The 25208-nt window shown below is 59.9% G+C and carries 30 protein-coding genes; 17 read left to right on the plus strand and 13 right to left on the minus strand.

All coding sequences use genetic code 11. The features are described 5' to 3' along the window. Positions 1 to 2 precede the first annotated feature (2 nt). Both NKJ28_RS02705 and NKJ28_RS02710 read right to left on the minus strand, forming a co-directional pair. The gene (locus NKJ28_RS02705) at positions 3 to 647 is read right to left on the minus strand and encodes a DUF1007 family protein (protein WP_352634316.1); all 645 of its coding nucleotides are present in this window, start codon (positions 645 to 647) and stop codon (positions 3 to 5) included. Positions 648 to 759: 112 nt separating this feature from the next. Next, the gene (locus NKJ28_RS02710) at positions 760 to 1584 is read right to left on the minus strand and encodes a class I SAM-dependent methyltransferase (protein ID WP_352633895.1); all 825 of its coding nucleotides are present in this window, start codon (positions 1582 to 1584) and stop codon (positions 760 to 762) included. A 206-nt stretch (positions 1585 to 1790) separates the two neighbouring features. Here NKJ28_RS02710 and NKJ28_RS02715 point away from each other — a divergent pair, with 206 nt between their 5' ends. After that, entirely contained in the window at positions 1791 to 2378 is a 588-nt protein-coding gene (locus NKJ28_RS02715) for a TetR/AcrR family transcriptional regulator (RefSeq protein WP_352633897.1), read from the plus strand. On the opposite strand, the gene NKJ28_RS02720 is transcribed toward NKJ28_RS02715, so the two are convergent. From NKJ28_RS02720 to NKJ28_RS02740, 5 genes are all read right to left on the minus strand, one after another. Beyond that, on the minus strand, positions 2379 to 2906 hold the full coding sequence (locus NKJ28_RS02720) for a hypothetical protein (RefSeq protein ID WP_352633899.1): 528 nt from the start codon (positions 2904 to 2906) through the stop codon (positions 2379 to 2381). 148 nt (positions 2907 to 3054) lie between these two features. After that, complete coding sequence (locus NKJ28_RS02725) at positions 3055 to 3813, minus strand: MFS transporter (protein WP_352634318.1); 759 nt, start codon at positions 3811 to 3813, stop codon at positions 3055 to 3057. A 14-nt stretch (positions 3814 to 3827) separates the two neighbouring features. Continuing rightward, positions 3828 to 4220, minus strand: coding sequence for an MFS transporter (locus NKJ28_RS02730; RefSeq protein ID WP_352633901.1), 393 nt, complete (start codon positions 4218 to 4220; stop codon positions 3828 to 3830). Between the two features lie 155 nt (positions 4221 to 4375). After that, positions 4376 to 5791 (minus strand): chromate efflux transporter, encoded by a 1416-nt coding sequence (gene chrA / locus NKJ28_RS02735; protein WP_352633903.1) that lies wholly within the window; start codon positions 5789 to 5791, stop codon positions 4376 to 4378. A 15-nt stretch (positions 5792 to 5806) separates the two neighbouring features. Further along, the gene (locus tag NKJ28_RS02740; protein WP_352633905.1) at positions 5807 to 6787 is read right to left on the minus strand and encodes a chromate resistance protein ChrB domain-containing protein; all 981 of its coding nucleotides are present in this window, start codon (positions 6785 to 6787) and stop codon (positions 5807 to 5809) included. 114 nt (positions 6788 to 6901) lie between these two features. Here NKJ28_RS02740 and NKJ28_RS02745 point away from each other — a divergent pair, with 114 nt between their 5' ends. Both NKJ28_RS02745 and NKJ28_RS02750 read left to right on the plus strand, forming a co-directional pair. Next, entirely contained in the window at positions 6902 to 8194 is a 1293-nt protein-coding gene (locus tag NKJ28_RS02745) for an APC family permease (protein ID WP_352633907.1), read from the plus strand. 16 nt (positions 8195 to 8210) lie between these two features. After that, complete coding sequence (locus NKJ28_RS02750; protein ID WP_352633909.1) at positions 8211 to 9029, plus strand: DUF1259 domain-containing protein; 819 nt, start codon at positions 8211 to 8213, stop codon at positions 9027 to 9029. Positions 9030 to 9314: 285 nt separating this feature from the next. Here NKJ28_RS02750 and NKJ28_RS02755 read toward each other — a convergent pair whose 3' ends face one another. Further along, positions 9315 to 9488: a hypothetical protein gene (locus NKJ28_RS02755; RefSeq protein ID WP_352633911.1), complete on the minus strand. Its 174-nt coding sequence runs from the start codon at positions 9486 to 9488 to the stop codon at positions 9315 to 9317. 132 nt (positions 9489 to 9620) lie between these two features. Between NKJ28_RS02755 and NKJ28_RS02760 the strand changes: the two genes are divergently transcribed. The 3 genes from NKJ28_RS02760 to NKJ28_RS02770 are packed head-to-tail and all read left to right on the plus strand — an operon-like array spanning position 9621 to position 11979. Continuing rightward, a complete protein-coding gene (locus tag NKJ28_RS02760; protein WP_352633913.1) occupies positions 9621 to 10091 on the plus strand; it encodes a chromate resistance protein ChrB domain-containing protein in 471 nt (156 codons plus the stop codon). 39 nt (positions 10092 to 10130) lie between these two features. Continuing rightward, complete coding sequence (locus NKJ28_RS02765; RefSeq protein ID WP_352633915.1) at positions 10131 to 11021, plus strand: DUF1259 domain-containing protein; 891 nt, start codon at positions 10131 to 10133, stop codon at positions 11019 to 11021. 7 nt (positions 11022 to 11028) lie between these two features. Continuing rightward, a complete protein-coding gene (locus NKJ28_RS02770; protein WP_352634321.1) occupies positions 11029 to 11979 on the plus strand; it encodes a sulfite exporter TauE/SafE family protein in 951 nt (316 codons plus the stop codon). Between the two features lie 221 nt (positions 11980 to 12200). Here NKJ28_RS02770 and NKJ28_RS02775 read toward each other — a convergent pair whose 3' ends face one another. The 3 genes from NKJ28_RS02775 to NKJ28_RS02785 form a co-directional block, all read right to left on the minus strand. Then, positions 12201 to 12635: a YqaA family protein gene (locus tag NKJ28_RS02775; protein WP_352633917.1), complete on the minus strand. Its 435-nt coding sequence runs from the start codon at positions 12633 to 12635 to the stop codon at positions 12201 to 12203. Between the two features lie 67 nt (positions 12636 to 12702). Then, a complete protein-coding gene (locus NKJ28_RS02780) occupies positions 12703 to 14040 on the minus strand; it encodes a cation diffusion facilitator family transporter (RefSeq protein WP_352633919.1) in 1338 nt (445 codons plus the stop codon). A gap of 8 nt (positions 14041 to 14048) precedes the next feature. Then, positions 14049 to 14330, minus strand: coding sequence for a metal-sensing transcriptional repressor (locus NKJ28_RS02785; protein WP_352503510.1), 282 nt, complete (start codon positions 14328 to 14330; stop codon positions 14049 to 14051). A gap of 104 nt (positions 14331 to 14434) precedes the next feature. Between NKJ28_RS02785 and NKJ28_RS02790 the strand changes: the two genes are divergently transcribed. The 3 genes from NKJ28_RS02790 to NKJ28_RS02800 all read left to right on the plus strand — a co-directional run bounded on the left by NKJ28_RS02790 (position 14435) and on the right by NKJ28_RS02800 (position 16402). After that, positions 14435 to 14818 carry a hypothetical protein gene (locus NKJ28_RS02790; protein ID WP_352633921.1) on the plus strand — a complete coding sequence of 128 codons (384 nt, stop codon included), beginning with the start codon at positions 14435 to 14437 and terminating at the stop codon, positions 14816 to 14818. A gap of 129 nt (positions 14819 to 14947) precedes the next feature. Further along, positions 14948 to 15601 carry a HupE/UreJ family protein gene (locus tag NKJ28_RS02795; protein WP_352633923.1) on the plus strand — a complete coding sequence of 218 codons (654 nt, stop codon included), beginning with the start codon at positions 14948 to 14950 and terminating at the stop codon, positions 15599 to 15601. Between the two features lie 12 nt (positions 15602 to 15613). Further along, positions 15614 to 16402, plus strand: coding sequence for a hypothetical protein (locus NKJ28_RS02800; protein WP_352633925.1), 789 nt, complete (start codon positions 15614 to 15616; stop codon positions 16400 to 16402). Between the two features lie 153 nt (positions 16403 to 16555). Here the strand turns inward: NKJ28_RS02800 and NKJ28_RS02805 are convergent, their stop codons facing one another. Then, on the minus strand, positions 16556 to 17626 hold the full coding sequence (locus tag NKJ28_RS02805; protein WP_352633927.1) for an NAD/NADP octopine/nopaline dehydrogenase family protein: 1071 nt from the start codon (positions 17624 to 17626) through the stop codon (positions 16556 to 16558). Positions 17627 to 17861: 235 nt separating this feature from the next. Here NKJ28_RS02805 and NKJ28_RS02810 point away from each other — a divergent pair, with 235 nt between their 5' ends. From NKJ28_RS02810 to NKJ28_RS02845, 8 genes are read left to right on the plus strand one after another with little or no spacing between them, the layout of a single operon-like run. After that, the gene (locus NKJ28_RS02810; RefSeq protein ID WP_352633929.1) at positions 17862 to 18833 is read left to right on the plus strand and encodes a LysR family transcriptional regulator; all 972 of its coding nucleotides are present in this window, start codon (positions 17862 to 17864) and stop codon (positions 18831 to 18833) included. Then, positions 18830 to 20293, plus strand: a complete 1464-nt coding sequence (locus NKJ28_RS02815) for an NAD(P)-binding domain-containing protein (RefSeq protein ID WP_352633931.1) — start codon at positions 18830 to 18832, stop codon at positions 20291 to 20293. The genes NKJ28_RS02810 and NKJ28_RS02815 overlap by 4 nt, the downstream gene beginning before the upstream one ends. 8 nt (positions 20294 to 20301) lie before the next feature. Beyond that, positions 20302 to 20772 carry a CMD domain-containing protein gene (locus NKJ28_RS02820; RefSeq protein ID WP_352633933.1) on the plus strand — a complete coding sequence of 157 codons (471 nt, stop codon included), beginning with the start codon at positions 20302 to 20304 and terminating at the stop codon, positions 20770 to 20772. Beyond that, entirely contained in the window at positions 20769 to 21332 is a 564-nt protein-coding gene (locus tag NKJ28_RS02825) for a peroxidase-related enzyme (RefSeq protein ID WP_352633935.1), read from the plus strand. Before NKJ28_RS02820 ends, NKJ28_RS02825 begins: the two co-directional genes overlap by 4 nt. 56 nt (positions 21333 to 21388) lie before the next feature. Next, on the plus strand, positions 21389 to 22129 hold the full coding sequence (locus tag NKJ28_RS02830) for an amino acid ABC transporter ATP-binding protein (RefSeq protein ID WP_352454991.1): 741 nt from the start codon (positions 21389 to 21391) through the stop codon (positions 22127 to 22129). Between the two features lie 24 nt (positions 22130 to 22153). Further along, entirely contained in the window at positions 22154 to 22981 is an 828-nt protein-coding gene (locus NKJ28_RS02835) for a transporter substrate-binding domain-containing protein (RefSeq protein WP_352633937.1), read from the plus strand. Between the two features lie 59 nt (positions 22982 to 23040). Beyond that, positions 23041 to 23757 (plus strand): amino acid ABC transporter permease, encoded by a 717-nt coding sequence (locus tag NKJ28_RS02840; RefSeq protein WP_031194726.1) that lies wholly within the window; start codon positions 23041 to 23043, stop codon positions 23755 to 23757. Positions 23758 to 23775: 18 nt separating this feature from the next. Beyond that, entirely contained in the window at positions 23776 to 24468 is a 693-nt protein-coding gene (locus NKJ28_RS02845) for an amino acid ABC transporter permease (protein ID WP_352452053.1), read from the plus strand. Between the two features lie 191 nt (positions 24469 to 24659). Here NKJ28_RS02845 and NKJ28_RS02850 read toward each other — a convergent pair whose 3' ends face one another. Continuing rightward, positions 24660 to 25142, minus strand: a complete 483-nt coding sequence (locus tag NKJ28_RS02850; RefSeq protein ID WP_023721564.1) for an Lrp/AsnC family transcriptional regulator — start codon at positions 25140 to 25142, stop codon at positions 24660 to 24662. Positions 25143 to 25208 lie beyond the last annotated feature (66 nt).

The raw sequence follows: 25208 nt of genomic DNA on the forward strand, positions 1-25208 counted from the left end.
CTTCAGCCGCAGGTCAGTTCGAGGCGTGTCGCGAAAATCTTGCCGAGATCGGTCCCCGTCGGGTCACTAAAGAACGCGTCTGTCAGGCTCTTCTGGTTCTGCGCGATGGCCGTGTCCGGATCTGGACGCACGACCGCGCGTGAGCAGCCTTCAGGCAGGCCAGCCACAGCAATCTTGTCGTCGTCGGTAAAATCGATCGCCGTGTAGAAGGTCGGGTCGTACACGCCGATGCTGACTTTTCCAGCAAGGGCCAACGGGTCCTTCGGCTGCGTTTCGAACTGGACGACGAGTCGATCGTTTTCATAGCTGACGCTGAACTTCGGCGGTGGCGCCATCGTCACGTCCTTGCCGTTCAAGGTCACCATCTGAAAATAGTTGTACTCGGCCAGCGACGCATGGACGGTGAGAGCGACTTCATCGAGTTCCTTGGCATCAAGGACAAGGTCGGAATTCTTGTCGAATTCCATCAGCACGGTGCTGGAAAAGAGGTCGTCGAAACGCCAGAGATGCCGAAGCGATTTGACCGTGTGGTCTGGACCAACGGTCAGATCCAGCTTCGCTTCGGCAAACACATGCGGATGGGCGTTCGCCGCCGCGGCGGAAGCGAGCAACAGCGCCGCGCCTGATCCTATGCCCGTCAGCTGCATTTTTCGCTCACATTTCGCTCGTCGATTCCGGATCAGGTACACCTGCCATTGCAAGCAGGCCGAAATGGGACATACCAGAACAGGTCGTCATGCAACTAGCGTCTGAGCATGATCACGACGCCTGGCCTGGCTGGTCCTTTTTCACCGTCGCGCGAATATAGTTCAGGTTCTTGGTCCCGACGGCGCCGATATCGCTGACCTGAAATCCGCTCTCGGTCAACAGCGAGGCGACCGAATGCATATCGACATGACCATGCTTGTGGAGCCTGGGCAATCTGGACTTGCGCACGGGCCTGCCGAAGTCGATGAGTAACAGCCGGCCTGCTGGCTTCAAGACGCGTGCCGCCTCGCGGATGAAGGCCGATCGAACGGGCTTCGACAGGTGATGAAGCATCAGCGTGCCGACGACGATGTCGAATTGCGCGTCCTTGAAGGGAAGCTCCTGCGCCGTCCCGTTGACGAAAGTCAGATCGAGACCGGACCGCTCGGCCTTGGCGCGCGCCCTCTCGATCATTTCGACCGACGCGTCGATGCCTGTGACGCTGCCGTCCGAACCGACCAGCCGCTTCGCGGCAATGGCAAGGGTTCCCGTTCCACAGGCCACATCGAGCATCGCTTCGCCGGGCTGGAGCTTTGCCGGGCGAAGCATGAACTCGCGAAACCGGCCCTCGCGTCCAAAGGTCAGAACGCGCGCAAGCAAGTCATAGGCGGCCGCCCGGTGCAGGACGATGCCAACGCCCCTGTCGCTCGCGCCGTGCGCACCGTTGCCGACCAGCCCCCTGTGACGCAGGCTGCCCCATAGCGCCAATCCCGCGATCACCGCAAGGACGAGGCCGTGGAATGCCGCCGTCCAGGCGCCAGCCTGAACATAGCCCATGCCCAATTTGGCGAGGACGAGGAAGCCGGCGACCAGCGACAGTTTGGCAAGCAGGGCCAACGCTATCACCCTCTTGCGCGAATGCGGTCCGTTACCGGCGTGATGATCAGATGAGTGCATGTCTGGCGACCTTCTGCTTCGTTGCGGCGTGCCCAAACCCGATTTGAGCTCCTGGACTTGGCGTATCATAATGGACACAATGTCTGGAAATGCTGTTGTCGGACACCGGACCGCCGAATGTCCGAAACCGGGCACTGCAGAGGGCCATGGCCATGAAAATCGAACGTGCAGGCGAGCGGAACACGATCGACCGCCGCGTCGCGCGGACGCGCGGCCTGCTGCAGGACGCGTTCATCGCCCTGATCCCGGAGCAGGGATATGCTGCCATCACCGTCGACGACATCTGCCAGAGGGCCAATGTCGGCAGGTCGACCTTCTATACCCACTATGCCGACAAGGATGCTCTGCGCAGCGCGACCATCGAGGCGCATCTGCGGTCGATCGGCCGCAGGCGCGAGGCGGCAAATCAAGAAACAGGTAGCCGCCTGTTCGAGTTCAGCCTGCCCATGTTCGAGCACGCCCATGCATTCCGACCGCTTCACCACGCATTGCTTTCCAGCAGCGGCGATACGATCCACGACGAATTGCGTGAGCGTATCCGGCGAGCCGTCCGGGAAGAACTCGTCGAGAAACGGATCGGCGATCGCGGCATGCCTGCCGAATTCGCCATTCAATTCATCGCCGGCGCATTTCTTGCGGTGCTCGCCTGGTGGGTCGCCACCGACATGAACCTTTCACCGGCACAAGCAGACGACCTGTTCCAGAGGATGGCGGGAAAAGGCATCGGCGCCTGATTAGTCGTCGGCTATCGAGCTTGCAATGATCGAATTCGTTCGCTCCGTGTCGACCGGCGATGTCAAATGGACGAGCTGTTTTCGATTGCCTGCAACCAATATGTAAAGTTTGGTGACCTGATCTCCATTCCGGTCCTCGCTGATTTTTTCGGCGTCCGTCCGGGCGAAGAAGCGTTGCTCGAATGTTGCGCGGTCGACGTCGAACAGTCTGATGGAACAGGTCTGCACGGCCTTGCCGTTCAAGTTGGCTTTGGTCACCGCGATTATGGTTCCGGCAGGTAGATCGTTGCCAGTCACCGCCCACCCCTGAAAGGCATTCACGTCATCGACTGGAGCAAGCGCTGCGTCACCGGATAGCGGTGTCCATCCACGCGTCTTCGCCACAGCGACGGTTCGCTCGAAGTCGGGGCCATGGGCAAGACAGTTTTGGTGAAAAGCTTCTAGCCCCAGATCGACCTTGTCGGCATACACCGGTGTCGATACCAGGCAGACGCCTGCGAGCGCAAAAGCGAAGACGGCTTTCGACATATCAGTTACACCTCGCGCTGGGAGCGAGCACCGGTACGATTAAGATGGAGGCGTTGGCGCGCTGGTCAAGCGGTTGCCAAGGACGTAGCACCTGCAGAATGACGTAGGGCGCGCGCCGCTCATATTGGCTCGGGCATGCTGCGGGCTGCTATAGACCCTCCAGTCGTTCCTCTGGCGGGCGAACCTTGCGAAACATCGCAAGCAGAAGGATGTCGTAGACAATCTTCAAGGCGCCGGCGATGAGCAACGGCCAACCGAAACCGGACATTGCGAGCAGCGAGCCGGCAAGCATCGGGCTGGCGGCTGCCGCGAGGCTGCGCGGGACAGCGGTGACACTCGCGGCTGCGGCCCGCTCACCAGGCGATACCACGGCCATGACGTAGGAGGTGCGGGTCGGCACATCCATCTGCGACAAAGCGCTCCTGATCAGCAGAAGTACGATAACGGGACCGAGGCTCGGCATGAAGGGGATGAGCAAAAGGCAAAGGCTGGATGGCAGGTGCGTGAACACCATCGTGTTCACCAGCCCGATCCGTTTAGAGATTTGCACGGCGACCAGATACGACCCAGCCGAAAGGATACCCGTCAAGAAGAAGATTGCGCCCGTCGCGGCGAGCGATAGGCCGAACCGTTGGAAAAGCCAAAGAGCCAACAACGACTGAACCACGAAACCGCCCGCAAAAGCGTCAAGGCTGAAAAGCGCAGCGAGCGTGAGGACGATGGTTCGAGATTTGCGTAGTGGTTCCGCTGATACGGCACTTGCATCGAGCGGCTCGTCCGGCAGTTTCCGATAAAGGAGCAGCGCTCCTACGCCCAGAAAGGCATAAAGCAGGAAAGCGATCTGGAGAGCTTGCTTGATGTCCAGGTCGACAATCTGGCGGAGTAGGTCGGGGACGCCAGCCGCCAGAGCGCCGACCGCCCCTACAGTGAACCGACAAGGCTGTAGCGTGCAAAGAGCGCGGTGCGGTCGCGGTCAGTGACACTGTGGGCGAGTTGCGCATGCTCCAGCGGCAGAAACACACTGACGTCGCCCGAGGATGGGTTCAACGTTCCCACGAATGCGACAAGGAGCAGCGGCCAGAAATCCTGAACCAACGCGAAGGCGGTCCCGGTGACGACCATCAGGACGGCAGCTGCGATCAGCAGAGAGCGGCGGGAGAAATGGTGTGCGACAAACCCGACGGTCAAGGTGAGCGCCGCTGAACCCGCGAGCGTCGCTGTGGCGACGCTTCCGATCTCAAAAGCGCTGAAGCCAAGTGCTGCCAAATAGGCGGGAAGCAGAAGACTGACGAGTCCGTCGCCGAATGCCCTCAATCCCCTGGACGTCAATAGAAGGACAGCTGCCGGCCTGGCACCGGCAGGCAGCAGCGAAAACCTCTGTTTGACCGCTGGTTCGCGCGAAACATTCGTCGGCGTCTGAGCTGTCAGGGATGCCTCCTGCCGAAGAGTGGTTGCGCCTATGGCACTGCTCAAATCGATCCCGTGGCAACGCCATAAAGCACGCCCAGGACAGAGCATGTCGCGAGCACGGGGATCATGCCGATCTTGAAACGAAACACGGCCAGCAGCGCACCGACTGTCAGCACCAGCGACGGCAGGTTGACGGAGCTGAATACTGGCACGTCCAGCGTCATGCCCAGCCAGTTGACCTCACGCAGTTCGTGGAACAGCACATGAAGCGCAAACCACACTGCCAGGTTCAAGATTACCCCGACCACCGCCGCCGTGATGGCAGACAACGCTGCTGACAAGGCCTTGTTGCTGCGCATCGTTTCCATGAAGGGCGCGCCGAGGAATATCCATAGGAAGCAGGGAACGAAGGTGACCCACGTCGTCAGCAGGCCGCCGAGCGTTCCAGCGACAAGGGGGCTAAGCACTCCCGGTGCCCGGTACGCTCCCATGAAGCCGACGAACTGAGTGACCATGATCAGCGGGCCAGGCGTGGTCTCGGCCATGCCGAGGCCGTCCAGCATTTCTCCTGGCTTCAGCCAGCCGTAGTGCTCGACGCCCTGCTGTGCAACATACGCGAGCACTGCGTAGGCGCCGCCGAAGGTGACCATCGCCATCTTGGAGAAGAAGATGGCGATGTCGGTGAAGACGTTGCCTTGCCCAAGCAGCATCAGAAGTCCAAGGACGGGTACCAACCACAACGCCAGAAAAACTGCCGCGATCTTCAGCGACCAACTGACTGACGGCCGGGCATGCGCAGGCACCCCTTCGCCAAGCGCCGTATCGGCGTCGGCAACCTGCTTGCCGCCGACCTTGCCATGTCCGTTGCCCGACTGGAATGCAGCCGACCCTGCCCGTCCCCCGACATAACCGATCACACCCGCAGCCAGGATGACCAGCGGGAATGGCGCGTGGAAGAAGAACAGAGCGATGAAGGCCGCCGCCGCAAGCCCGATCTTGGCATTGTTCTTGAGCGCCCGTCTGCCGATCCGCAACACCGCTTCGAGCACGATGGCAAGGACCGCCGCCTTCAAGCCGAAGAAGAGGGCCTGAACTGCTCCGACATTGCCCAAGATTGCATAGATCCAGCTGAGCGCCATGATGGCGACCGCGCCTGGCAGTACGAACAGGATTCCGGCGACGAGGCCGCCTCTGGTCTTGTGCATGAGCCAGCCAATGTAGATGGCCAGCTGCTGCGCCTCCGGTCCGGGCAGCAGCGTGCAATAGTTCAGCGCATGCAGGAACCTGGTCTCGCCGATCCAGCGTCTTTCCTCGACGATGATCCGGTGCATCATGGCGATCTGACCGGCCGGACCGCCGAAGCTGAGCGCGGCGACGTGTGCCCAGACCCGTGTGGCCTCAGCAAACGAAATGCCATGACCGGGCGTGTCGTCTGGTCGGTTCGGTGCTGTCACGGTGCTCTCTGCATTGGCCATGGTTAGTTCCTCGGATCACCCGCGCTTCGAGCGGAAATATCGGTAGAGGTTGTCGAACACCGAAGCGCCCTCGGCGATCCGTTGCTCGTCACCCGCGTTTGCCATAGTGATGCCGGCGATCAGGCTGGCGATGCCGGTGGTTTCCTCGCGACCGAACTTGCCGTCCTTGAGATCGATATCGTGTACGACCTCGGCGACGGCCTGCAGTGCCGGATCTGATATGGCAGTACGGGCAAGCAGCACCTCGAAGCTGCAGCGGTCGCCTTCATGGGTGATTTCGCCCTCGAACATGTCGAAGCGCAATTCGCCCTCCTTTGGCACGTATCCCTTGCCCGCCACGAAGCGGATCGTTGCGTCGGCGTCGATGAAGCGACGGATCAGCCAGCTGCAGGCAATGCGGTCGACATGCACGTCCCGGCGCGTGACCCAGGTCCGGCCCTTGAGCTCGCTCGGCTCGTCCGCCTTCATCGGTTCCTTGGTCATGGCCTTGTCCTCTATAAGCTGTGCCTCGAGCTCGGCGATCAGTCCCTCGACAGTGAGGCGACCGCTGGCGCCGAAGAAGTCGATTGTCACAAGGTCGGCAAGCCGCTTGCGCATTCGACCGAGTTGCGCGCGGGCGTCCGCGCGCCGATCCTCGGTCTTGTCGGAGTCGATAGCCGCCGTTAGATCGCGCGCTGCCTTGGCGATGTCCGCATAGTCGGTGTCCCGCGCGGCATCGAACAGCGCCCGAACCTGTGCGTCCGTCAGGCCGTCGATCAGACGCGCTTCACAAACCATCGCCTCACCGCCACCGTCGATAATTTCCTTCAGGAGCCATTCGAAATCCTCCTGCGTCTCTGCATCGGCGGGCAGCGCATAGACTGTGCTTTTGACCGCAACTGCGCCGATACCTTGCAGCCGCCGCCAGATCTTTACCCGGAAATAGGCTGGTTTGGTCGGCAGTTGATGGATCAAGAGCAGCCAGCGCTGCTCGGTCCCAAGTTCCCCTTCGCTCATCAGCAGACCGTATCACTGAGAAAAACAAATGCAACACTTGTATCATATTTTATTCAGGCGTAGCGTTGGCGGTCTCGCAGACTGTCCCGCTGACGCCCGACAGGAGGTGCCGAAATGACAGCCTCGGGTGGGGCTACCCAGTCAGGATCATCCGCGACTCGGACCCTTGGACGCACCGCCGCTACGCTCATGACTGCCGGCATGATTATCGGAACGGGTATTTTCGGTGCCCTTGGTGCGACCGCCGAGCGGGCCGGTTCCGCCCTTCTGCTGGCAATGATCCCAGGCGGGCTGGTATGCTTGGCGACAGGCATCAGCGGTGCGCAACTCGGCGTCAATTTCCCCAGACAAGGCGGTGCGTTCATCTGGGCCCGGGCGTTCCATCTCAACACGGTCGCCTTCCTTGCTGGCTGCTGCTATGTTGGACAGGGGATTGTGGGCACGAGCGTGGTATCGCTCGCCTTCGCTCATTACTCAGCACAACTTGTTCCTGGCCTGCCCGTACATTTGACGGCTGGCTCGGTTGTACTCGTTGTTATGGTACTGAATTCCTTCGGTATCTCCTTCACGAGCAAAGTCATTATTGGCCTGATGCTGGTCATCGTTGCGCTGCTGGGCGTATTCGTCTTTTTCGCGGCTCCGCATGTAGAAGTCGCTCGTTTGGTCCCGACACTGGATAAGGGGCCATTCGCATTTATGGCTGGCGCCGCGATCTTCTTCTGGGCTTGGGATGGCTTCATGCGCACCGCCATTATGGCGGGCGAAATTCGGGATCCCCGAAAGGCCATTCCCTTCTCCATTCTAGGCGGCATTGCGATCGCCGCCGTCGTCTATTACGCCGTGGCCGCTACTACTCTGGGGGTGCTTGGCGCAGAGGAAATGGCCAAAGATGACGTACCTCTCTTCAAAGCAGCTATGCAGGCTATCGGGTCGTGGGGCGGTTGGCTGATCCTAGGGGCCGCATGGACAGCATCGATTAACGAGCTCGTGAGCGATCTGCTCAGCGTCTCGCGTGTGGCGCTCGCGATGGGCGAGGCGCACGAATTGCCGAAGTGGCTCGGCGAGGTCCATCCGCGCTTTAAGGTGCCGCGCCACGCAGTACTTGCCGTCGGGATGCTCGTCTTTGCAGTGGTGCTGGTGTTCGACCTGCGTCAGGTTTTGCCGCTCGCCAGCTTTTACCTGCTGGTTTGGTTTGCCATTACCCACTACGCGGCTCTGCACTTAAGTAAGGAGCAGCGCCTGTTCTCGCCCTTCTTCGCTTGGTTCGGCCTGGCTGGCTGCTTCGTACTGCTCTTTTTCATACCACCCCTTCACCTTATAATTGGAATGGTGACGCTCGCGTTGGCGTTCGGCACTCGATTCATTGTGCGGCGCCAACCGAAATCCGGTTCGGTTAGTGCTCGATGAAACGAGGAGGTCTAACATGCTCAATACCCAAGCTATTGAATCCCTTACCGGACTGAAGGGACAGACCACGGGTGACGTGCTCAAGTTATCGGTCCCGCGCAGTGAAGTGAGAGTGACCCTGGACGGCTTTGAGATCATTCCGTTTATGGGCCTCACCTCCTGGGTCAGTTTTAAACAGGGGGCACATCATGCCACGTTGATGGGCGACATCGTCATGCTCGAAGATGAAATCGAGGACGCGATGGCCGCAGCGATCCAGGCGAACCTGTACGTAACAGCCCTACACAATCATTTCGTCCGCGAGCAGCCGCGCGTGATGTTTATGCATGTCGAGGGTACGGCTGATGAAACTGCGTTGGCGACAGGAGCGCATAGGATTTTTGAAGCGATAAAGATCGTGCGCCAGAAGCATCCTGTCGAACCCGCCATCAAGAAAGTGAATAGTCGCTTGGACGCGCCGCCGCTTGAGGCGATTGTCGAGCACAAGGGCGAGAGCAAGGACGGCGTGCTCAAGTTTGTCCTGGCGCGGCCATCCGTGCCCGTCGTCTGCACACGCTGTGGTGATCTCAATATTGATGCCGCAATGGGCTACAACACGTGGGCAGCCTTTCAGGGCACGGACGAGCGCGCCGCGGTCTGCGGCGACTTTGCGATGCTCGAAAATGAAGTCTCTTCGGTCATCCGTGAACTGCAAGCTGGAGCGATTGGAGTAATCGCGGTGCACAATCACATGTTCTTTGAAGACCCGCGGATCATCTTCTTGCACTACTGGGGCATCGGCAATGCTCAGGCGTTGGCGCAGAGCTTGAGGCGGGCGCTCAACACGCAGCAATAGTCTGTCGCTGTCGCCACAGGAGTCATGCGACCGCCGCGCGCTCGCGATATAATGGCAGCGGAAATGTAGCGAAAGCCAAGAACTTCGGCGCAGCGCGCTCGGGTTGGCGGCGCGACGGCGGTGGGAAGGTCGGCCTGGGTGGCAGTTCCGTCGAAGTTGCCATACTCGTCGATGCTGGCAGGGCCGAACGGCACATCTCTTCGGAACTGCTGTTGGCATCGATCCAGTCGATGTCACGGCGGACCCCAAACACGGATGTGCGGCGGGTCGGCCAAGATCGAAAACCTATCTCCGGATCAGCGGCCAAACGCCGAGCAGGATAACCGCCAGCGCGGCGCCGATGTCCAGAACATGTCCCGTCTTGGCCCGCAAGATTTCGGCGCGCGCCATCAGATCTTCGCCAGGAAAGGCCGGCTTGCTCGGCAGATGATGGATAAGGAGCAGCCAGGGCTGTTCCATTCACTGATAAGCGAACCGTATCACGGGTAAGATAAATGTAACACTTGTATCATTCTTTATCCAGGCGTAGCGTTGGCGGTCTCGCAGCAGTAGGCCGCGCTGAGTGGCGCCAACCAAAAGGGAGACAAGGCCATGAAATGGGTTACCCGCGAACGTCCGGTCATCGACCGTATTGCTTGTCCCTGGCTGATCGCCCGCTTCATCGACAAGGAGCCAGAATTCCTGTTCGTGCCGCCGGATCGGGTGATCCCGGTTGCCCAGGAGACGGGCGCTACACCCTATGACGTGCCCGGTGTCGAGTTCACGCATGTGGGTGACGGCTGCAGTTTCGACACCTTTGTTTCGAAAAATGGGCTCGAGCGCGACCCGGCGATCGTAACCATTGCCGCGATCGTACGCGGCGCCGACACGGACCGGCACGATCTCACGCCACAGTCGGCAGGGTTGCTGGCGATCTCCATGGGTCTGCGGGACCTGACGCCCGACGACCACGAGGTGCTGAAGCACGGCTTCGTCATCTATGACGCGCTCTACGCGTGGGCTTCGGGCCGCAAGGCGGAAACGCATAGCTGGCCACCCGCCATCAAGCCGGCGGCCGCATGACGAATTGGGCAGTGGGGGCAGATCACAAGGAGAAACCCCATGCATGCAAAACTCGTAACCGGAGCAATGCTGATCGCGATGTCGGCGCTGCTCCAACCGGCATCGGCGGCACCCGATTGGGAAGCAATCGCAAAAGCCCTCGGCAAATCCGGAACCGAGACGCCTGGCGGTGTCTACCGGGTGGGCTTGCCTCGAACGGACCTGATGGTATCGCTCGATGGCATATCCCTGAAACCCGGATTTGCGCTTGGAGGCTGGATCGCCTTCGAACCCATGCGAGATCAGGCCATGGTCATGGGCGACATCGTTCTGACGCAGGACGAGGTGAACCCGGTCATGAAGAAGCTTGAAGAAGGTGGGATCGAGATCACTGCGGTGCACAACCACTTGCTGCGCGCGGAGCCGATGACGCTCTACATGCATGTCCTCGGCCAGGGCGATCCCGTCACGCTCGCCACGGCGCTTCATGCCGGATTGGCGCTGAGCAAAACACCGATGGGAGGCGACGCCCAGCCACAAGCCTCCGCGCAGCAGATCGACTTCGACACGGCAAGTGTCGACCAAACCATCGGTTATAAGGGTAAGGCCAATGGTGCGGTCTACCAGTTCACGATCTCGCGCGCTAAGCCGGTCGAGGAAAATGGAATGGAAGTGCCGGCGGCCATGGGCTCGGCAATAGCGATCAACTTCCAATCGACAGGTGGCGGCAAGGCAGCGATCACGGGTGATTTTGTGCTGACCGCAAACGAGGTCAATCCGGTTATCAAAGCCATGCAGGACAACGGCATCGAGATCACGGCGTTGCACAGCCACATGCTCGATGAGCAGCCGCGGCTCTTCTTCATGCATTTCTGGGCGAACGACGATGTGCAGAAGCTGGCGAAAGGACTGCGCGCAGCCCTCGACAAGGTCGCCGTCAAGAAGAGCTAGATTGGGCGTGCCGCGCCCGCGACCAACGGCGGAGTTCGGCCGGGCAATGCCCAATCGCACGCCGGGAGGGAATCAGCCGATGTTGATGCGAAGCCGGATGCCTGACAAAAGACTCAAGAGGCGGGCCGGGTTTTTGCGAACCGATGCGTTCGGAACGATCGAAAGCCCGCTTCATTCTGATCAGATGGACTGGATTAGACTAGGCCTCCTGGCGTTGGCGGGGTTCCTCACCTGGACGCTGAATACCCTCTCGGCCGGAGGCGGAGGTCTATTGCTGATCCCCGCCGTGACTTTCATCACAGGGAGCGCGGCGGTTGCGCCGGTCATCACCTTGACCGAGCTCATCGGGAATCCCATCCGCGCCCTGGCCTTTCGGCGCGACATCGATTGGAGCCTGGTCCGTTGGTACCTGCCCGGCGCCATCGCCGGTGCCGCGGCGGGCTCCTGGCTCTTCGCCAACAGTCGGGCGGAATGGCTCCAGATACTCATAGGAATCTATCTGATCAGTGCAGTCTGGGAATTTCGCGGCGGGGCGCGCCAGCGGAGCTACCGAGCCCGCCGCTGGTGGTTCCTCCCGGCCGGCCTGATCGTCGCCCTGTTGTCGGCGCTGATGGGCACGGTGGGACCCGTCCTGAATTCGCTCTATCTGAACTACGGTTCGGAGAAGGAGACGTTGGTCGCCACGAAATCCGTGAACTCGTTTGTGACCGATGTCGTCAAGGTCGCGGTATTCACCGGACTCGGCGCGCTCGGTGGTCAGGCGGCCATGTACGGCGTAGCCGCGGGTCTGGGCGCCGCGCTTGCCAATCTGCTGGCCAAGCCCTGGCTCGAACGCCTGAGTGGACGACAGTTCCGCGGCCTTGTGGTCGCGCTCATGGCTGTCAGTGGAGCGCTGATGATCTGGAACCAGCACAGCTTCGTTGTGCAGGCCTGGTGCGCGGCCACAGGAATGTCTTAACAATGTCCATGTTGGCTGGAGCCCTTCGCGCGCTGCGCCGTAGCTTGGTTGGCCGGTCCCGCGACGCGCAGAAGCTGGCAGAAGGCCTGCGCACGGCCCTCGACAAGGTCGCCGTCAAACAGAGCTAGGCTTCCCGTCCGCGTGCATCAGACGTGGCTCTTGGGCTGGTTCCTTCGAACCAGCCGGCCCTAACCCGATCAGTTTCGAGAAGCTTCGCCAGGTCAGATGACGCTCAGCGTCACGGCGGCAAGAACAAGATAACGGCCGACCTTGGCGGCAGTGACCAGCAAAAGGAAAACCCGAAAAGGCTCGCGCAGGACGCCCGCCACGACGGTCAGCGGATCACCGACAACCGGCAGCCAACTCAGCAGGAGCGACCATTTTCCATAGCGGCGATACCACACTTGCGCGCGGTCCAGTTGCGCTTGGTTCATCGGAAACCACCGTTGGCTCCGAAAGCGCTCGATGCCTCGCCCGAGCAGCCAGTTGATCACCGATCCAAGCACGTTGCCGACGCTCGCGACTGCGATGAGCAGCCAGGGCGAGTAATCCGCAAGCAGCAGCCCGACCAGCACTGCTTCCGATTGCATCGGCAGAATGGTCGCGGCGAGCAAGGCCGCCAGGAACAGACCAGCATAAGCGGCGAGATCGGTCATTGAACCGCATCACGCGGCACCGGTCTGAGCAAATGTTTCAAGCCACGCAAAGATTCTCCCCCAGGCCTCAGTGGTGATGGCCCTTGGGCTCGACCATCTTGAACGACAGCACCTGTTCGCGATCTTTCGCGGTCAGCACCAGCCTTGCCTGGAACTCATGCGGCTCGGCAGGGGCGACGGTGCTCTCAAGGCGGTGATGGTTGTCGCCGACGGGTTCGAGGCGAAGCGTCTCCGGCCCGTTGGGCCGGTCGATGATCACCGTCGCTGTCAGATCGTCGGCATGCCGTTCTACGGTCAGCCGCATCCGCTCGCCAGCGGGCGTGTCGACGATTTCCAACGTCCCCGCAGCCAGATCGCAGGCGACTTTGAAGGGCTCCGGCGCATGATGGTGAGCATGAGAGGCTCCCGCCCGCTTGGCGGTCGAACCGGCTGAGCTTTCCAGACGGACATTCGCCTCCGCCAACGCCGGCAAGTGGGCGAACAGTTCCTCCTTGAGGGCTTCGCTGATGCCCAGCACGTCTTTGGCCGTCGCCGCGTCCGGAACGCTGATGGCGACGTCGGCATGCAGGCGATGCCCGATCCAGCGCGCCTGCACGCTTTGCATACGTTCAAGGCCGGATACGTGCTCGGCAGCATGATGGATTTCGTCGATGATGCCGGGCTCGACGCCGTCGAGCATGCGCGTCAACACGGCTTTCGAAGATTGCCAGACGATGGCGAAGATCGCCACGGTGATCAATAGTCCGACGATCGGATCGGCAAGTGGAAAACCCAGCCAAACTCCGATGGCGCCCAGCACGACCGCCAGGCTGGTGAAACCGTCGGTGCGGGCATGGTAGCCGTCCGCGATCAGCGCCGCGCTGTTGATCTCGCGGCCGACTCGGATACGGAACACAGCGACGGCTTCGTTGCCTAGGAAACCTATCAGGCCGGCGATGGCGACCCAGCCGAGAAATACGATGGGGCGCGGGTTGATCAGCCTGTCGATCGCCTCGTAGCCGGCGACGATGGCACTGAAGAGGATGATGAGAACGATGACGATCCCGGCCAGATCCTCGACCCGGCCCAGCCCGTAGGTGAACGTCTTGCTCGGTTTGCGGCGGGCCAGCACGAAGGCGATCCACAGCGGAATGGCAGTGGCCGCGTCGCCGACATTGTGGATCGTGTCGGCCAGCAGCGCCACGCTGCCGGAGAGGAACACGACCACGAGCTGAAGTCCTGCGGTGATCGCCAGCACGACGAAGGACCATTTGATGGCCCATATGCCGCGCGTCGTCGTGGCGATCGTCGGATCTATGACACCGTGTGTGTGGCCATGGCCACCATCACCGTGATCATGTCCGTGCCCCCCCATGCCATGCGTCATCGGGCCAAACCCGAACCAATCGCGAACTTTGTCCATCATGGCGCTTCTCACAGGTACTTGGTGATGTCCTTGAACTCGTCGATCGAGCGGCGCTGCTCGCGCGCCAACGGCCCGACAACGTCTTCAAGGCAATGGTTGAGATGATCCTGGATCAGGGTCTTCTTGGCCTGCGAGATGGCCTTCTCGACAGCATGGAGCTGCTGGGCGAGGTCGAGGCAAGGCCGGCCCGCTTCGATCATTTCGATGACGCCCTTGAGATGTCCATCGGCCCGTTTCAGGCGCTTGACGATATCGGGGTGGGTTTCGTGGGTGTGGGGTTGGTCGCTCATATCCTGATACTATCCTCCTGGAGGGGATATGCAAGTCTCAAAGAGGCCTCGATTCTGATGTAGCAAAAACCATTCGTTAGGATTTTAGAGAATAATCGCCGTTCATGCCGAATCGGATCCACAGCACGGTTTTTTGTCTGGTCATCGCTTTAGCGATGATGTTCGGCGTGCTGCGTCCTTTCGGCTATTCGACCTCACACGATCCGATCGCGATTGCCACCGCGGTTGAACGTCACGGCGGAGCCGCCGCACAGATCGAAGATCATGGCCACGCACACGATGATGGCGTTTCGGACGAGCAGAGCCTTGGACATTTTCACGGGCACAATGCGGCAGACCACTCGCACGAGACGGCGAGTACGCCCTCCGACTTCGCACCGACCGTTCCGCAGCTCGAACGGGGCTGGCTGAATTATCCGCTGACTTTCGTCGATCCGGATACGACATTCCGGCTTGAGCGACCGCCGAGACCAATCCTCGCCGCATGATCGCGGCCGCTCGCGCGGCCACCCTCAACGACGAAGATTGGAAATCTTATGCAAGGACCCTTCGACCGGAGCCGGACAGGCTCGCGTCGCACGTGTTGGCGACCCGCCCTGCCCCTGCTTATCGCTCTCATGACCCTGCCGCTCCTGGGCGGGGCTGCCTTCGCCCACGCCGTGGCCGAGGGCGACAAGGGCTATATCCAGGAAATCTCGGGCATCAACGTGCTGCCCTTCATGTATCTCGGCGCCAAGCACATGGTGACCGGATACGACCACATCCTGTTCCTGTTCGGCGTGATCTTCTTCCTCTACCGTATGAAGCATATCGGCATCTATGTCAGCCTGTTTGCGCTCGGCCACTCCACGACCATGCTGCTCGGCGTTTATTTCAACTTCGGCATCAACAGCTACATCATCGACGCCATCATCGGCCTGTCAGTGGTCTACAAGGCGCTCGACAATATGGGCGCTTTCCAGAGATGGCTCGGCTTCCAGCCGAACACCAAGGTCGCGACGCTGGTCTTCGGCTTCTTCCATGGTTTCGGCCTGTCGACGAAGATCATCGAATACAACATCTCTCCTGACGGCCTGGTGCCCAACCTTTTGGCCTTCAATGTCGGTGTCGAGATCGGGCAGCTCTTGGCTCTTGGCGCCATCCTGATCGTCTGCTACTGGCGCCGGACACGAAGCTTCTGGCGCCACGCCTATACCGCCAATGTCATCATGATGACGGCTGGTTTCCTGCTGATCGGATATCAGCTCACCGGCCTGTTCGTCGCAGCATAAGGAACCGAAATCATGTACAACACCGATCTTCCCGGCCGCGCCGATTTGCCGACTTCAGCGCAGCTCAAGCGCTCCACCTTAATTGCCGCGCTGACGGCGTTCGCATTGCTCATCACGGTCGTCATGCCGTCCGAGTATGCGATCGACCCGACCGGAGCAGGCAGATTGCTCGGCCTCACCAATATGGGTGAAATCAAGACGCAGCTGGCGGCAGAGGCGGCAACGGACGAAATGGCCAGCGCGAAGGCGACATCCGAGCGGATGACGCAAATGGTCCCTCCAGCCGAGTTGATGGCGCGCATGGACCGAATTGAAAACCTCCTCGTTGCCCTGACCGCCGAACAGCCCGCGTCGCAGCCATCCCCAACTGGGGAGGCCGTTGCCCAAGACAATGTGACAGTTGGAGAGATTGCTCCCGCCGAGGCTCCGGCCATTGCTGCAGCGCCTGTCACCGAAGCAACCTCGGAAGCCCCGATCCGGCCAGATGGAAGGCAAGACGAGCTATCCTTCACGTTGGCGCCAGGCCAGGGTGCCGAAGTCAAGCTCGTGATGCGGCAGGGCGCCAAGGCAAACTTTTCCTGGACAGCTGACGGTGGCGTGGTGAACTTCGAGACGCACGGCGATGGCGGCGGTCAGTCCGTAAGCTACGAAAAGGGTCGCAGCGTTCCAGCTGACGAAGGTGCCATTGAAGCCGCCTTCGATGGAAATCATGGTTGGTTCTGGCGGAATCGCGGTGACAGAGAAGTAACGCTGACCATCACGACAGAAGGGAACTATACCGACATCAAGCGCGTGATCTAGCCGCTGCTCGCTCCCGATATAAGAACGGAAGCCGATCGGTCGGCTTCCGCAACAAGATGCAGCGGATTGATCAGAGATGAGAGCGGGTTGATTGACGCGTCACGGGAAGTGTCGCTGGCAGCCGATTGCCTGCTCAGCATCTGTGAAGGGTCGCTAAAAACCCTTACGGCAAAGGTTCTCCAGATCCACTTTTCCTATTCCTTCGATGCCGAGCGCAGGAAGGATATCATTGTCTGCCTTAAGATCGCGACCATAGGCTGCAGAGAATATCGAAATTCCAGCCTCATGGAGGATCGCTGGGTTTCCGCTGATCTTCCCCAAGAGTACCGTCGGCAGCAGCCCGAAAGGAACGTCCTCCAGAACATAGCGGCTTTCGATAGTTGACGGGCCCAAGCCGCCGCGGCCTTGGCGATCCATCTGCTGGTTCATTTCCGGAACGGTGCCCATAGGAACGTGAAACGACAATGAAAAATGCTCTTCAACTGTGCGCACAGCAATTCCAAAACGAGCGGCGATCGCCAATCGTTCCGCGTCCAGAGCCTCGATAAAGCGGCCGACAGCCGGCGTGACGTTTCCGGCCTGGCTCCACTGCTCTCCCTTTTCCATGCGTGTGAGATTGAGAAGAGCGATCCCGAGATGGTTCTGCGGATTGAGGTTGCTGAGCGCGATAGCAAGCATGCCGTCGCGCTTGACGAAACGATCGCCGAACAGGGTCGTGCAAAGTCGGAACCCTTGGTCCATCGCGTCGAACGGGAGCGTCGCAACATCGAGCTTCTGGCGAACGCTGGTGACATGGACTTCTGTTGATCCGGACTGGCGGCCGGTCACCAGCGTTGTGCCCCAGACGACGATCGGCAGGCGAACCTTGCGTTGCGCCAATTGCCTGGAGAGATACAGCGCTCCGAAGGAACTGTGAGAGCTGATGATTACCGGCGTTCCCTCCCTCAGATAAGGAACGGCAGCATCCATCACTTTCTTGTGCCCGTTAGCCGGCAGCGCGATCATCACAACGTCTGCAGCGGCAATAGCCTCTTTACAATCCTTGGCGATACGCACCGACACCGTTGCCTCGACAGCGCCCGTGGCCTTTAGCAATTCGCCGGCGGCCAGTGCCTTGGTGCGCCCTCCCGACGGCGACCAAAGCATTGGATCATATCCCGCCTCTGCCAGGTAGGCAGCAAGGCCGTAAGCAATTGCGCCGGCCCCCAGAATACTCACGCGCATGGGATTTCTCCTGTTTCATTCGTGATGGATCGCAGCTCCCAGGCCGTTGCTGGCAGGGTGCACACACACCCGAGCCACATAGCAGGACGATTGCCGACGCTCTGGGGCTGGCGAACCGTTCCGACCACATGGCGAATCACCGACACGTCTCAGGCCATATTTTCATTTCCGCCTTGACATATATCAAATCTGCATGAGACGATCTTACTCATACACAACGCGCATGTAGGCGTAAATGGAAACTCGAGATCTCCAGGCCTTCCTTGCTGTTGCTGCCAGCGGCAGCATCACCAAGGCGGCTGACGTGCTCGGACGTTCCCAGCCTTCAGTCACGCGCACCATCCAGGATCTCGAGGCAGAGCTCGGCTTCGAATTGCTGGATCGGGTCGGTCGACGCGTGCAGTTGTCCGAAGAGGGTGTGGCTTTCGAGGAGGAAGCGCGGCGCTTGCTGATGTCCTTCACTGAACTCGCGGCTCGGGCCAAAATGATTGCCGCCGGCCGAGGGCGGATCCTGCAGATTGTCACTACGTCAGCGATCGGCACCGGCTTGATCCCAACGGCCCTGGCTGAGCTCCAAGGTGTGGAGCTTCCGCACGAGACGCATCTGGGGCAGTTTCTTCCCTCGATCGTTGCCCAGGAAGTGCGCAGCGGTCGTGCCGAGATCGGTTTTTCGAGCCTGCCACTCGACACGCCGGGCCTGGATGTCCTGAGGCTCTATTCGGCGCCTGATGTGGCTGCCGTGCGGAAGGACGATCCGCTGGCTGAACTTGATGTGATCCCGCTTTCGGCTTTTGCCGGTCGACGCGTCGCCACGCTGCTCAATCCGCTGCGTTTTCAGTTGCATGTCTCCAAGGCACTGGCGGCCAGGGGCATCGACACCGGTCCAATGATCCGGACCAATACCGCGTACGGCGCGTTGCAGATCGTGCGCCAGACTGGCGCTGCGGCAGTCATCGATCCCCTCACCGCTTATGGCGTTGCCCTGCCCGATGTCGTCATCCGTCCGATCGACGTGACCGTCCTGTTTTATTGGGGCGTTTTGGCTGCCGAAAAGCGCCCGCTTCGTCCAGTCGCCCGGGCTTTGATGGATGCGGTCGAAGCAGTGGCTGAACGGTCAATCGCGGGTTTCACGAAGCTCGATCCGGCCTTGGCCGGCCGGTTGGTGAACGGTTCTGAATCCGGCACAAATCACGGGACTGGAATATGAAGCATACCCCCACACCGCCGGCGGGGCTCGCTGCGCTGGAAGCACAGCTTGCACAGGATCTCGAGTTTCTCGAGCTGCCGGCCAAACCTTGGGTTCCGACGCGCACGGAGAATGGCGTCCCGGTCCGTGACGTCATCGTCATTGGCGCCGGCATGTGCGGACTTGCTGCCACGGCAAAGCTGGTGCTGACCGGGATAACCAATGTCGTGGCCTATGATGCGGCTCCGGCCGGGCTCGAGGGACCGTGGGTAACGTTTGCCCGCATGCAAACGCTCCGGTCCCCGAAAACCCTGCACGGTCCGTCGCTCGGCCTGCCGCAATTGACGTTCCGCGCCTGGTTCACGGCGCAATGGGGCGTTGAGGCCTGGCGGTCGCTGGACAAAATCCCCAAGGGCCAGTGGATGGATTACCTGGTCTGGTACCGCAAGGTTCTTGGCCTGCCGGTGCGCAACAGCGTGCGCATGACCGGACTAGCCCCTGTTGGAGATCTGATTGCGATCAATATCGATGGCGCGGAAACCGGCCGGGTTCTCACCCGTCGTCTCGTTCTGGCCACTGGCCGGTCCGGCCTAGGCGGTTTTGCCGTGCCCGATTTCCTCAAGGGCATCGATCGCGCCTATTGGTCCCATTCTGCCGATGACATCGATTTCGATGCACTGAAAGGCAAGCGTGTGGCGGTCATCGGTGCCGGTGCCTCCTCCATGGACAATGCCGCGACGGCGCTCGAGGCGGGCGCCGGCTCAGTCGACATGTTGATCCGCCGCAAGGAAATGCCGCGCATCAACAAGCTGACCGGCATCGGCAGCCAGGGCGTTGTACACGGCATCTATCACCTGCCCGATGCCTGGAAATGGAAGTTCTTCGACTACACCGCCTCGACCCAGACGCCGCCGCCGCGTTCCTCGACGCTCCGCGTGTCTCGCCACCCCAATGCCCGGTTCTTTCTCGACTGCGGCATAGTCTCGGTAAAGGAAGATGGGGGAAGCCTGCTGGTCGAAACCACGCAAGGACCAATGCGCTACGATTTCCTGATCGCGGCAACCGGCTTTTCAAACGACTTCAGCGACCGCCCGGAATTTGCAGCGCTCGCCCTTCATATCCGCACCTGGTCCGATGGCCGATATACGCCAGACATGGGGCCGCCGCGTGCAGGCATGTCGGAGGGGCCGGATCTCGGCCCCGCCTTCGAGTTTCGCGAACGCGTCGCGGGTTCGTGCCCGATGCTGGCGCATATCCACTGCTTCAACGATGCCGCCATGCTGACCCACGGCAAGGTCTCCGGCGATATCCCGGCCGTCAGTGCCGGGGCTGATCGTCTGGTCCGCGGCATTGCCGCGTCGCTGTTTGCCGAAGATGTCGAAACCCACTTCGCCAATCTGATCGCTTACGACACCCCGGAACTTCTGGGCGACGAATGGGTCGATTCAACACCCTTGCTGCAAAAGGAGGCCGCGCAGTGATCGACGCAATGGACAAGGCCGCCGGTATTTCGCCAGCCGATGCTCTTTTCGCCGCACGGCGGTTTCGGCCTGAATTCGTGCAAGGGGCGGAGGAATGTCGCCTCTCCGTCCTACAGCCAGCAAACGATCAGGGGCTGGCGCCGAATTTGAGGGTTGCTCTGGCCAGTCGCATGGCCGCTCTGAATGCCGATCCGGTCCTGATGGCCGAATATGATGTGCAACTGGCCCAACTTGGTCCGACAGAGCAGCTCGGGGCATTGGCTCGGGGCGAAACGGATCTCGAGGAGCCATTGGCGAGCATCGCCCGTCATGTCGACCTGATCACGCTGACGCCGAAAAAGGCGCAGGCGAGCCACATCGCCCTGCTCGCCCAGGCCGGATTGAGCAATCCTCAGATCGTCGCGCTGTCCGAACTGATTGCCTTCGTCAACTTCCAGACACGGGTAGCGACCGGCTTGCGATTGATGAGGTCGTCATGATTTCCTCGGTGCGCCTGAAGCCGCTGAACTGGCAGCCATACATCGCGCCAGTCGAGCTATCCGAAGCCACGCCGGAACAACTCGATGCGATGAAGGTTACGCCCTCCGCCAAGAAAGTTTCGGAATATGTACGGACCCTTGTCCATGATCCGGAAAGCTATCTTGCCCGCACCATCTTGTTCAACGCGATCATGTACGTCGAGGGCGGGCTCGCCCGTCCCGATCGCGAACTTGGCGCGTTGGGCGCATCAATGGTCAATGGCTGCAAATTCTGTGCCGTTGTTCACGCCCGCCGACATGCGGAGTTGACCAAGAGCGACGATGTGGTCACCGCGCTGTACCTCGACAAACCCGAAAAGCTTGGGCCGCGCGATGCGGCAATCTACAGCTTTGCCCGCCGCCTGTCGGCGGCGCCGTCGGAAGCGACGGCAGACGATATCGCCGCGCTGCGATCAGTTGGCATGGATGACCGCGAGATCATCGACTTGATCCACGCCATATCGATCTTCGGCTGGGCAAACCGGCTGATGCACGTTCTCGGCCATGCGGAGAGCGTGTGATGATGTCGCATGCGGTCAAGGCACTCCGTCCCACACTCTGAAGGGCACCAATCAGAATGCTTGAACTCAAAGATATAAAGCTGTCCTACGGAAGCACGCAGGTCCTGAACGGCGTCAATCTCTCGGTAAAGCGAGGTGACGTTGTGTCAATCATCGGCCCAAGCGGCACCGGCAAGACCACCCTGCTGAAATGCATCAACTACCTGGTTAAGCCTGCATCTGGAACCATCGCGTTCGACCAGATTCGGATGGACTATCAGCGCGCCGACAAGGCAGCCATCCAGGCGATCCGGCTCCGGACAGCGATGGTCTTTCAGCAATTCAACGTCTTCAAGAACATGACCGTCCTCCAGAACGTGATGGATCCGCTGGTCGTAGTGCAGCGCAAGTCCACGGACGAGGCGCGTGAAATCGCGCTGCGAGAGCTCGAAAGGGTCGGCCTCTCAGCGAAGCGGGACAGCTATCCGTCCCAGCTCTCAGGTGGCCAGCTCCAGCGTACAGGCATCGCACGTGCGCTGGCGGTTCGGCCGGATGTGATGCTCTTCGACGAACCGACATCATCGCTGGATCCTGAACTCGTCGGTGAAGTCCTGAAGGTGATCAAGGACGTCACGTCGTCCGGCATCACCTCGCTGCTTGTGACGCACGAGATGCAATTCGCAAAGAACATCTCGAACCGGATCGTCTTCATGGATCGTGGCGTGGTTGCCGCCGACGGCAGTCCGGCTGAGATCTTCGATGCGCCTTCCAGCCCGCGACTTGCTCAATTCCTGCAGTCTGAACTCGCTTTTCAATAATCCAACAAGAAGGGAACCCAAGAAATGTCTGCAATCAAATCCAGTTTTTCGCGTCGTCATGCCCTGGCCGTCGCCGGCGGCATCGCAATTGCCCTTGCGACAGCAGGGATCAGTTATGGTCAGACCGTTCGGACAATCAAGATCGCGACCTCTGCCGAATCCAAGCCATTGGCTTGGGGCGCGCTCGGCGTCGAGCCGCAAGGGTATGAACCCGATCTGCTGAGGGCGATCAACGCAAAGCTGCCGCAATACAAGTTCGAAATGGAAGGTGTCTCCGACATCGCGCAGGAAACCGGCCTGGCCACAGGCAAATACGACATCGCGGTCGGCGGTTACTACAAGTCACCCGAGCGCGCCAAGCAGTTCTTCATTCCGGAAAACCCCATGGGCGCCAGCCTGATGAAGATCTACAGCAAGAAAGGCAGCGGCATCAAAGAAATGAAGGACCTGGTCGGCAAGAGGATCGTTCCGACCACGGCCGGCGGCGGAACCTACAAGTTCATTATGAACTGGCAAAAAGAAAATCCGCAATACAAGCTTGACGTCACGGCGTCGAGCGCCGGTATTCCGTACCCGAACCGACTGGACGAAGTTCAGAACGGCAAGTTCGACGCGCTGGTCCTGCCTTCGAACCTGGGTGAGCAGACCGTCATTGAGGAAAAGAAGCTCGACATCGTGGCGTCCGAACCAGTCTTCAGCAACAACACCTATATGCTTATTCACAGGTCAGATGAAAACAAGGTTCTGGTCGATGACGTGAACAAAGTTCTCAAGGAGTTGAAAGACGACGGCACAATCGAAAAGCTATCGCAGAAGTGGTTTGGCGAAGGCATCGTCAAGTATATGAAATGATGTGATCTGAGTAGATATCGTCAGCGGCAAGGCTGAATTGTAAGAAGGAGCGTTTCAAAGTGGATGTTTCTGCTATGATTCCCGAGTTGCTCTCGGCATTGCCGCTGACGCTCGCTATCACGTTTACCGCCATGTTGGTCGGCTTTTGCTTGGCGCTCGTTGCGACAACATTGCGGATTCGCAGGATACCAGTGGTCAGCCACCTCACCGACCTCTACGTGTCCTATGCCCGCAGCGTTCCCGTCGTCCTCCAGTTGTTCGTCGCGTTCTACGGGCTCCCCCTATTGGTGGCCCTGTTCGGCTCCGCAGATTTCTTCTCGCCGACGATCGCTGCGATGGTCGGACTGAGCTTTTACCATGGCGGCTATCTGTCGGAAGTCCTTCGGCCCGCATACCTGGCCGTCGATCGCGGCCAGCATGATGCGGCCGACAGTCTAGGATATACCTTTCGCCAGAAGATCACCCGCATCGTGGGCCCGCAAGCGGTGCACTTCGCATTGCCCGGCTATGGAAATTCCATCATCTACCTGATCCATAACGTTGCGCTGGTCATGTACATCGGGGCGGCCGACGTGATGGCGACCGCGCACTTGATCATGGAGCGCGACTATAACCAGTACCAGTTCGAAACATACCTCGTCCTGGCCGTCATCTATGCGCTGATGTGCCTGATTGCCTGGTTTATCGTGCACTTGTTCGAGCTTCGCTCGCCGATGCAGGCGCCTGAGGCCACGACAACAGCTCAGATCAAGAACGCGGCCATCGCCAGCGTCTGACCTAAAGGGTATTAAACCATGTTCGATACCGAAATTTTGCTCCAGGACACCCAGGAAATTCTGGGCGCCGTACCTGTAACGCTTGGAATGGCGCTGACGATTTTCGTCTTGTCGACGCTAGTCGGCAGCATTTTTGCACTCGTCGAATACAGACGAGTCCCGGTGCTGCGAGAGCTCATCATGGCTTACAAGATCGTCTTCAAGGGCGTTCCGATGGTCATCGTGATTTTCCTCGCCTATTTCGGTCTGCCCCCGGCATTCCAGTTCCTGCTCTCGTTGCTCGGAATCAACTTCAACGCCCACGAAACACCCAACTCGGTTATCCTTATTATTGCGGTGACAGGCTGTATCGCTGCGTTCCAATCGGAGATTATCAAAGGAGCCCTGAACGCCTTTGACACCGGTCAGTCAGACGCCGCCCATTCCCTTGGCTATACGAACGGCCAATTGTTCCGACGGATTCTGTTTCCCCAGGTGGCTCTCACGGCAATTCCCGACCTGACAACCTCGATGATGGTCATCATGAAGGCGCTTTCTCTCGGATTCGCCATCGAGGTTGTCGATATCTTCGCCCAGTCCCAGCTGACCGCCGCGCTGAACTACTACTACCTCGAAGCCTTCGTGATTGCCGTCGTGATCTACATGGTGATTGCCTATATCGTCACCCAGATTGCCGACAGGCTGGAGCAAGCCCTTAGGGTGCGGACCTGAGCGAAGCGTCGTCAGGACCCGCGCATCAAATCCGGAGGAGCTCAAGGCTCAGTTGAGGCCTGCAAACACCTGATGGGCGAACGCTCTGCCAGACCTGCGGGCTCTTGTAAAAAACCGACACCTCACCCTGGTGAGCCACGGCCGAAGGCTTGGCGACGATGAAGGCGAAGCGCCCTACAGCGGGCGCCGCCTCATCGCAGATTGGTCAGATCCACTGGACGATTGTTGATGATCGCTTCCATGGAAAAGAAGCCTGTCACCGTAGCCAGGTCGAAGTTCGTGATCAGTTTCTGGTAGAATGCATCGTAGCCGGACATGCCTTGTGTCACGACCTTGATCAGGTAGTCCCAATCCCCTCCGATCCGATAGAAATCGATCACCTCCGGCAACCGTTCGACATGGGCACGGAACGCCTCACTCCACTCCTTGGAATGGTGGCGGGTGCGAACCATTACGAAAACCGTCAGGTCGAGCCCCAGCGCTCGCAGATCGATATTACTGTGCGACCCGCGGATAAGACCTAGCGACTGCAGGCGCTGGATCCGCCGCCAGCACGCATTCTGGGACAAGCCGACCCTCTCCGCCAAATCTCGCTGCGAAAGGCTTGCATCGATCTGCATGGCTGTCAAAATCTTCATATCAAATGCATCAATTTTCGCCCGATCTTCGATCATTTGACACGTCACTAGCAAAAAATTGCAGGAAATAGGTGAATTTTCCGACCGTGGAGCAGGTTACAA

This window comes from Mesorhizobium sp. M0145 (assembly GCF_040322355.1).
Lineage (GTDB): Bacteria > Pseudomonadota > Alphaproteobacteria > Rhizobiales > Rhizobiaceae > Mesorhizobium.

What these genes read in the sequence shown, in the direction of transcription:
- NKJ28_RS02705 (WP_352634316.1), bottom strand. Translation starts at nt 647, where the DNA reads ATGCAGCTGACGGGCATAGGATCAGGCGCGGCGCTGTTGCTCGCTTCC.
- NKJ28_RS02715 (WP_352633897.1), top strand. Translation starts at nt 1,791, where the DNA reads ATGGCCATGAAAATCGAACGTGCAGGCGAGCGGAACACGATCGACCGC.
- NKJ28_RS02720 (WP_352633899.1), bottom strand. Translation starts at nt 2,906, where the DNA reads ATGTCGAAAGCCGTCTTCGCTTTTGCGCTCGCAGGCGTCTGCCTGGTA.
- chrA (WP_352633903.1), bottom strand. Translation starts at nt 5,791, where the DNA reads ATGGCCAATGCAGAGAGCACCGTGACAGCACCGAACCGACCAGACGAC.
- NKJ28_RS02740 (WP_352633905.1), bottom strand. Translation starts at nt 6,787, where the DNA reads ATGAGCGAAGGGGAACTTGGGACCGAGCAGCGCTGGCTGCTCTTGATC.
- NKJ28_RS02745 (WP_352633907.1), top strand. Translation starts at nt 6,902, where the DNA reads ATGACAGCCTCGGGTGGGGCTACCCAGTCAGGATCATCCGCGACTCGG.
- NKJ28_RS02750 (WP_352633909.1), top strand. Translation starts at nt 8,211, where the DNA reads ATGCTCAATACCCAAGCTATTGAATCCCTTACCGGACTGAAGGGACAG.
- NKJ28_RS02755 (WP_352633911.1), bottom strand. Translation starts at nt 9,488, where the DNA reads ATGGAACAGCCCTGGCTGCTCCTTATCCATCATCTGCCGAGCAAGCCG.
- NKJ28_RS02760 (WP_352633913.1), top strand. Translation starts at nt 9,621, where the DNA reads ATGAAATGGGTTACCCGCGAACGTCCGGTCATCGACCGTATTGCTTGT.
- NKJ28_RS02765 (WP_352633915.1), top strand. Translation starts at nt 10,131, where the DNA reads ATGCATGCAAAACTCGTAACCGGAGCAATGCTGATCGCGATGTCGGCG.
- NKJ28_RS02775 (WP_352633917.1), bottom strand. Translation starts at nt 12,635, where the DNA reads ATGACCGATCTCGCCGCTTATGCTGGTCTGTTCCTGGCGGCCTTGCTC.
- NKJ28_RS02780 (WP_352633919.1), bottom strand. Translation starts at nt 14,040, where the DNA reads ATGATGGACAAAGTTCGCGATTGGTTCGGGTTTGGCCCGATGACGCAT.
- NKJ28_RS02785 (WP_352503510.1), bottom strand. Translation starts at nt 14,330, where the DNA reads ATGAGCGACCAACCCCACACCCACGAAACCCACCCCGATATCGTCAAG.
- NKJ28_RS02790 (WP_352633921.1), top strand. Translation starts at nt 14,435, where the DNA reads ATGCCGAATCGGATCCACAGCACGGTTTTTTGTCTGGTCATCGCTTTA.
- NKJ28_RS02795 (WP_352633923.1), top strand. Translation starts at nt 14,948, where the DNA reads ATGACCCTGCCGCTCCTGGGCGGGGCTGCCTTCGCCCACGCCGTGGCC.
- NKJ28_RS02800 (WP_352633925.1), top strand. Translation starts at nt 15,614, where the DNA reads ATGTACAACACCGATCTTCCCGGCCGCGCCGATTTGCCGACTTCAGCG.
- NKJ28_RS02805 (WP_352633927.1), bottom strand. Translation starts at nt 17,626, where the DNA reads ATGCGCGTGAGTATTCTGGGGGCCGGCGCAATTGCTTACGGCCTTGCT.
- NKJ28_RS02810 (WP_352633929.1), top strand. Translation starts at nt 17,862, where the DNA reads ATGGAAACTCGAGATCTCCAGGCCTTCCTTGCTGTTGCTGCCAGCGGC.
- NKJ28_RS02815 (WP_352633931.1), top strand. Translation starts at nt 18,830, where the DNA reads ATGAAGCATACCCCCACACCGCCGGCGGGGCTCGCTGCGCTGGAAGCA.
- NKJ28_RS02820 (WP_352633933.1), top strand. Translation starts at nt 20,302, where the DNA reads ATGGACAAGGCCGCCGGTATTTCGCCAGCCGATGCTCTTTTCGCCGCA.
- NKJ28_RS02825 (WP_352633935.1), top strand. Translation starts at nt 20,769, where the DNA reads ATGATTTCCTCGGTGCGCCTGAAGCCGCTGAACTGGCAGCCATACATC.
- NKJ28_RS02830 (WP_352454991.1), top strand. Translation starts at nt 21,389, where the DNA reads ATGCTTGAACTCAAAGATATAAAGCTGTCCTACGGAAGCACGCAGGTC.
- NKJ28_RS02835 (WP_352633937.1), top strand. Translation starts at nt 22,154, where the DNA reads ATGTCTGCAATCAAATCCAGTTTTTCGCGTCGTCATGCCCTGGCCGTC.
- NKJ28_RS02845 (WP_352452053.1), top strand. Translation starts at nt 23,776, where the DNA reads ATGTTCGATACCGAAATTTTGCTCCAGGACACCCAGGAAATTCTGGGC.
- NKJ28_RS02850 (WP_023721564.1), bottom strand. Translation starts at nt 25,142, where the DNA reads ATGATCGAAGATCGGGCGAAAATTGATGCATTTGATATGAAGATTTTG.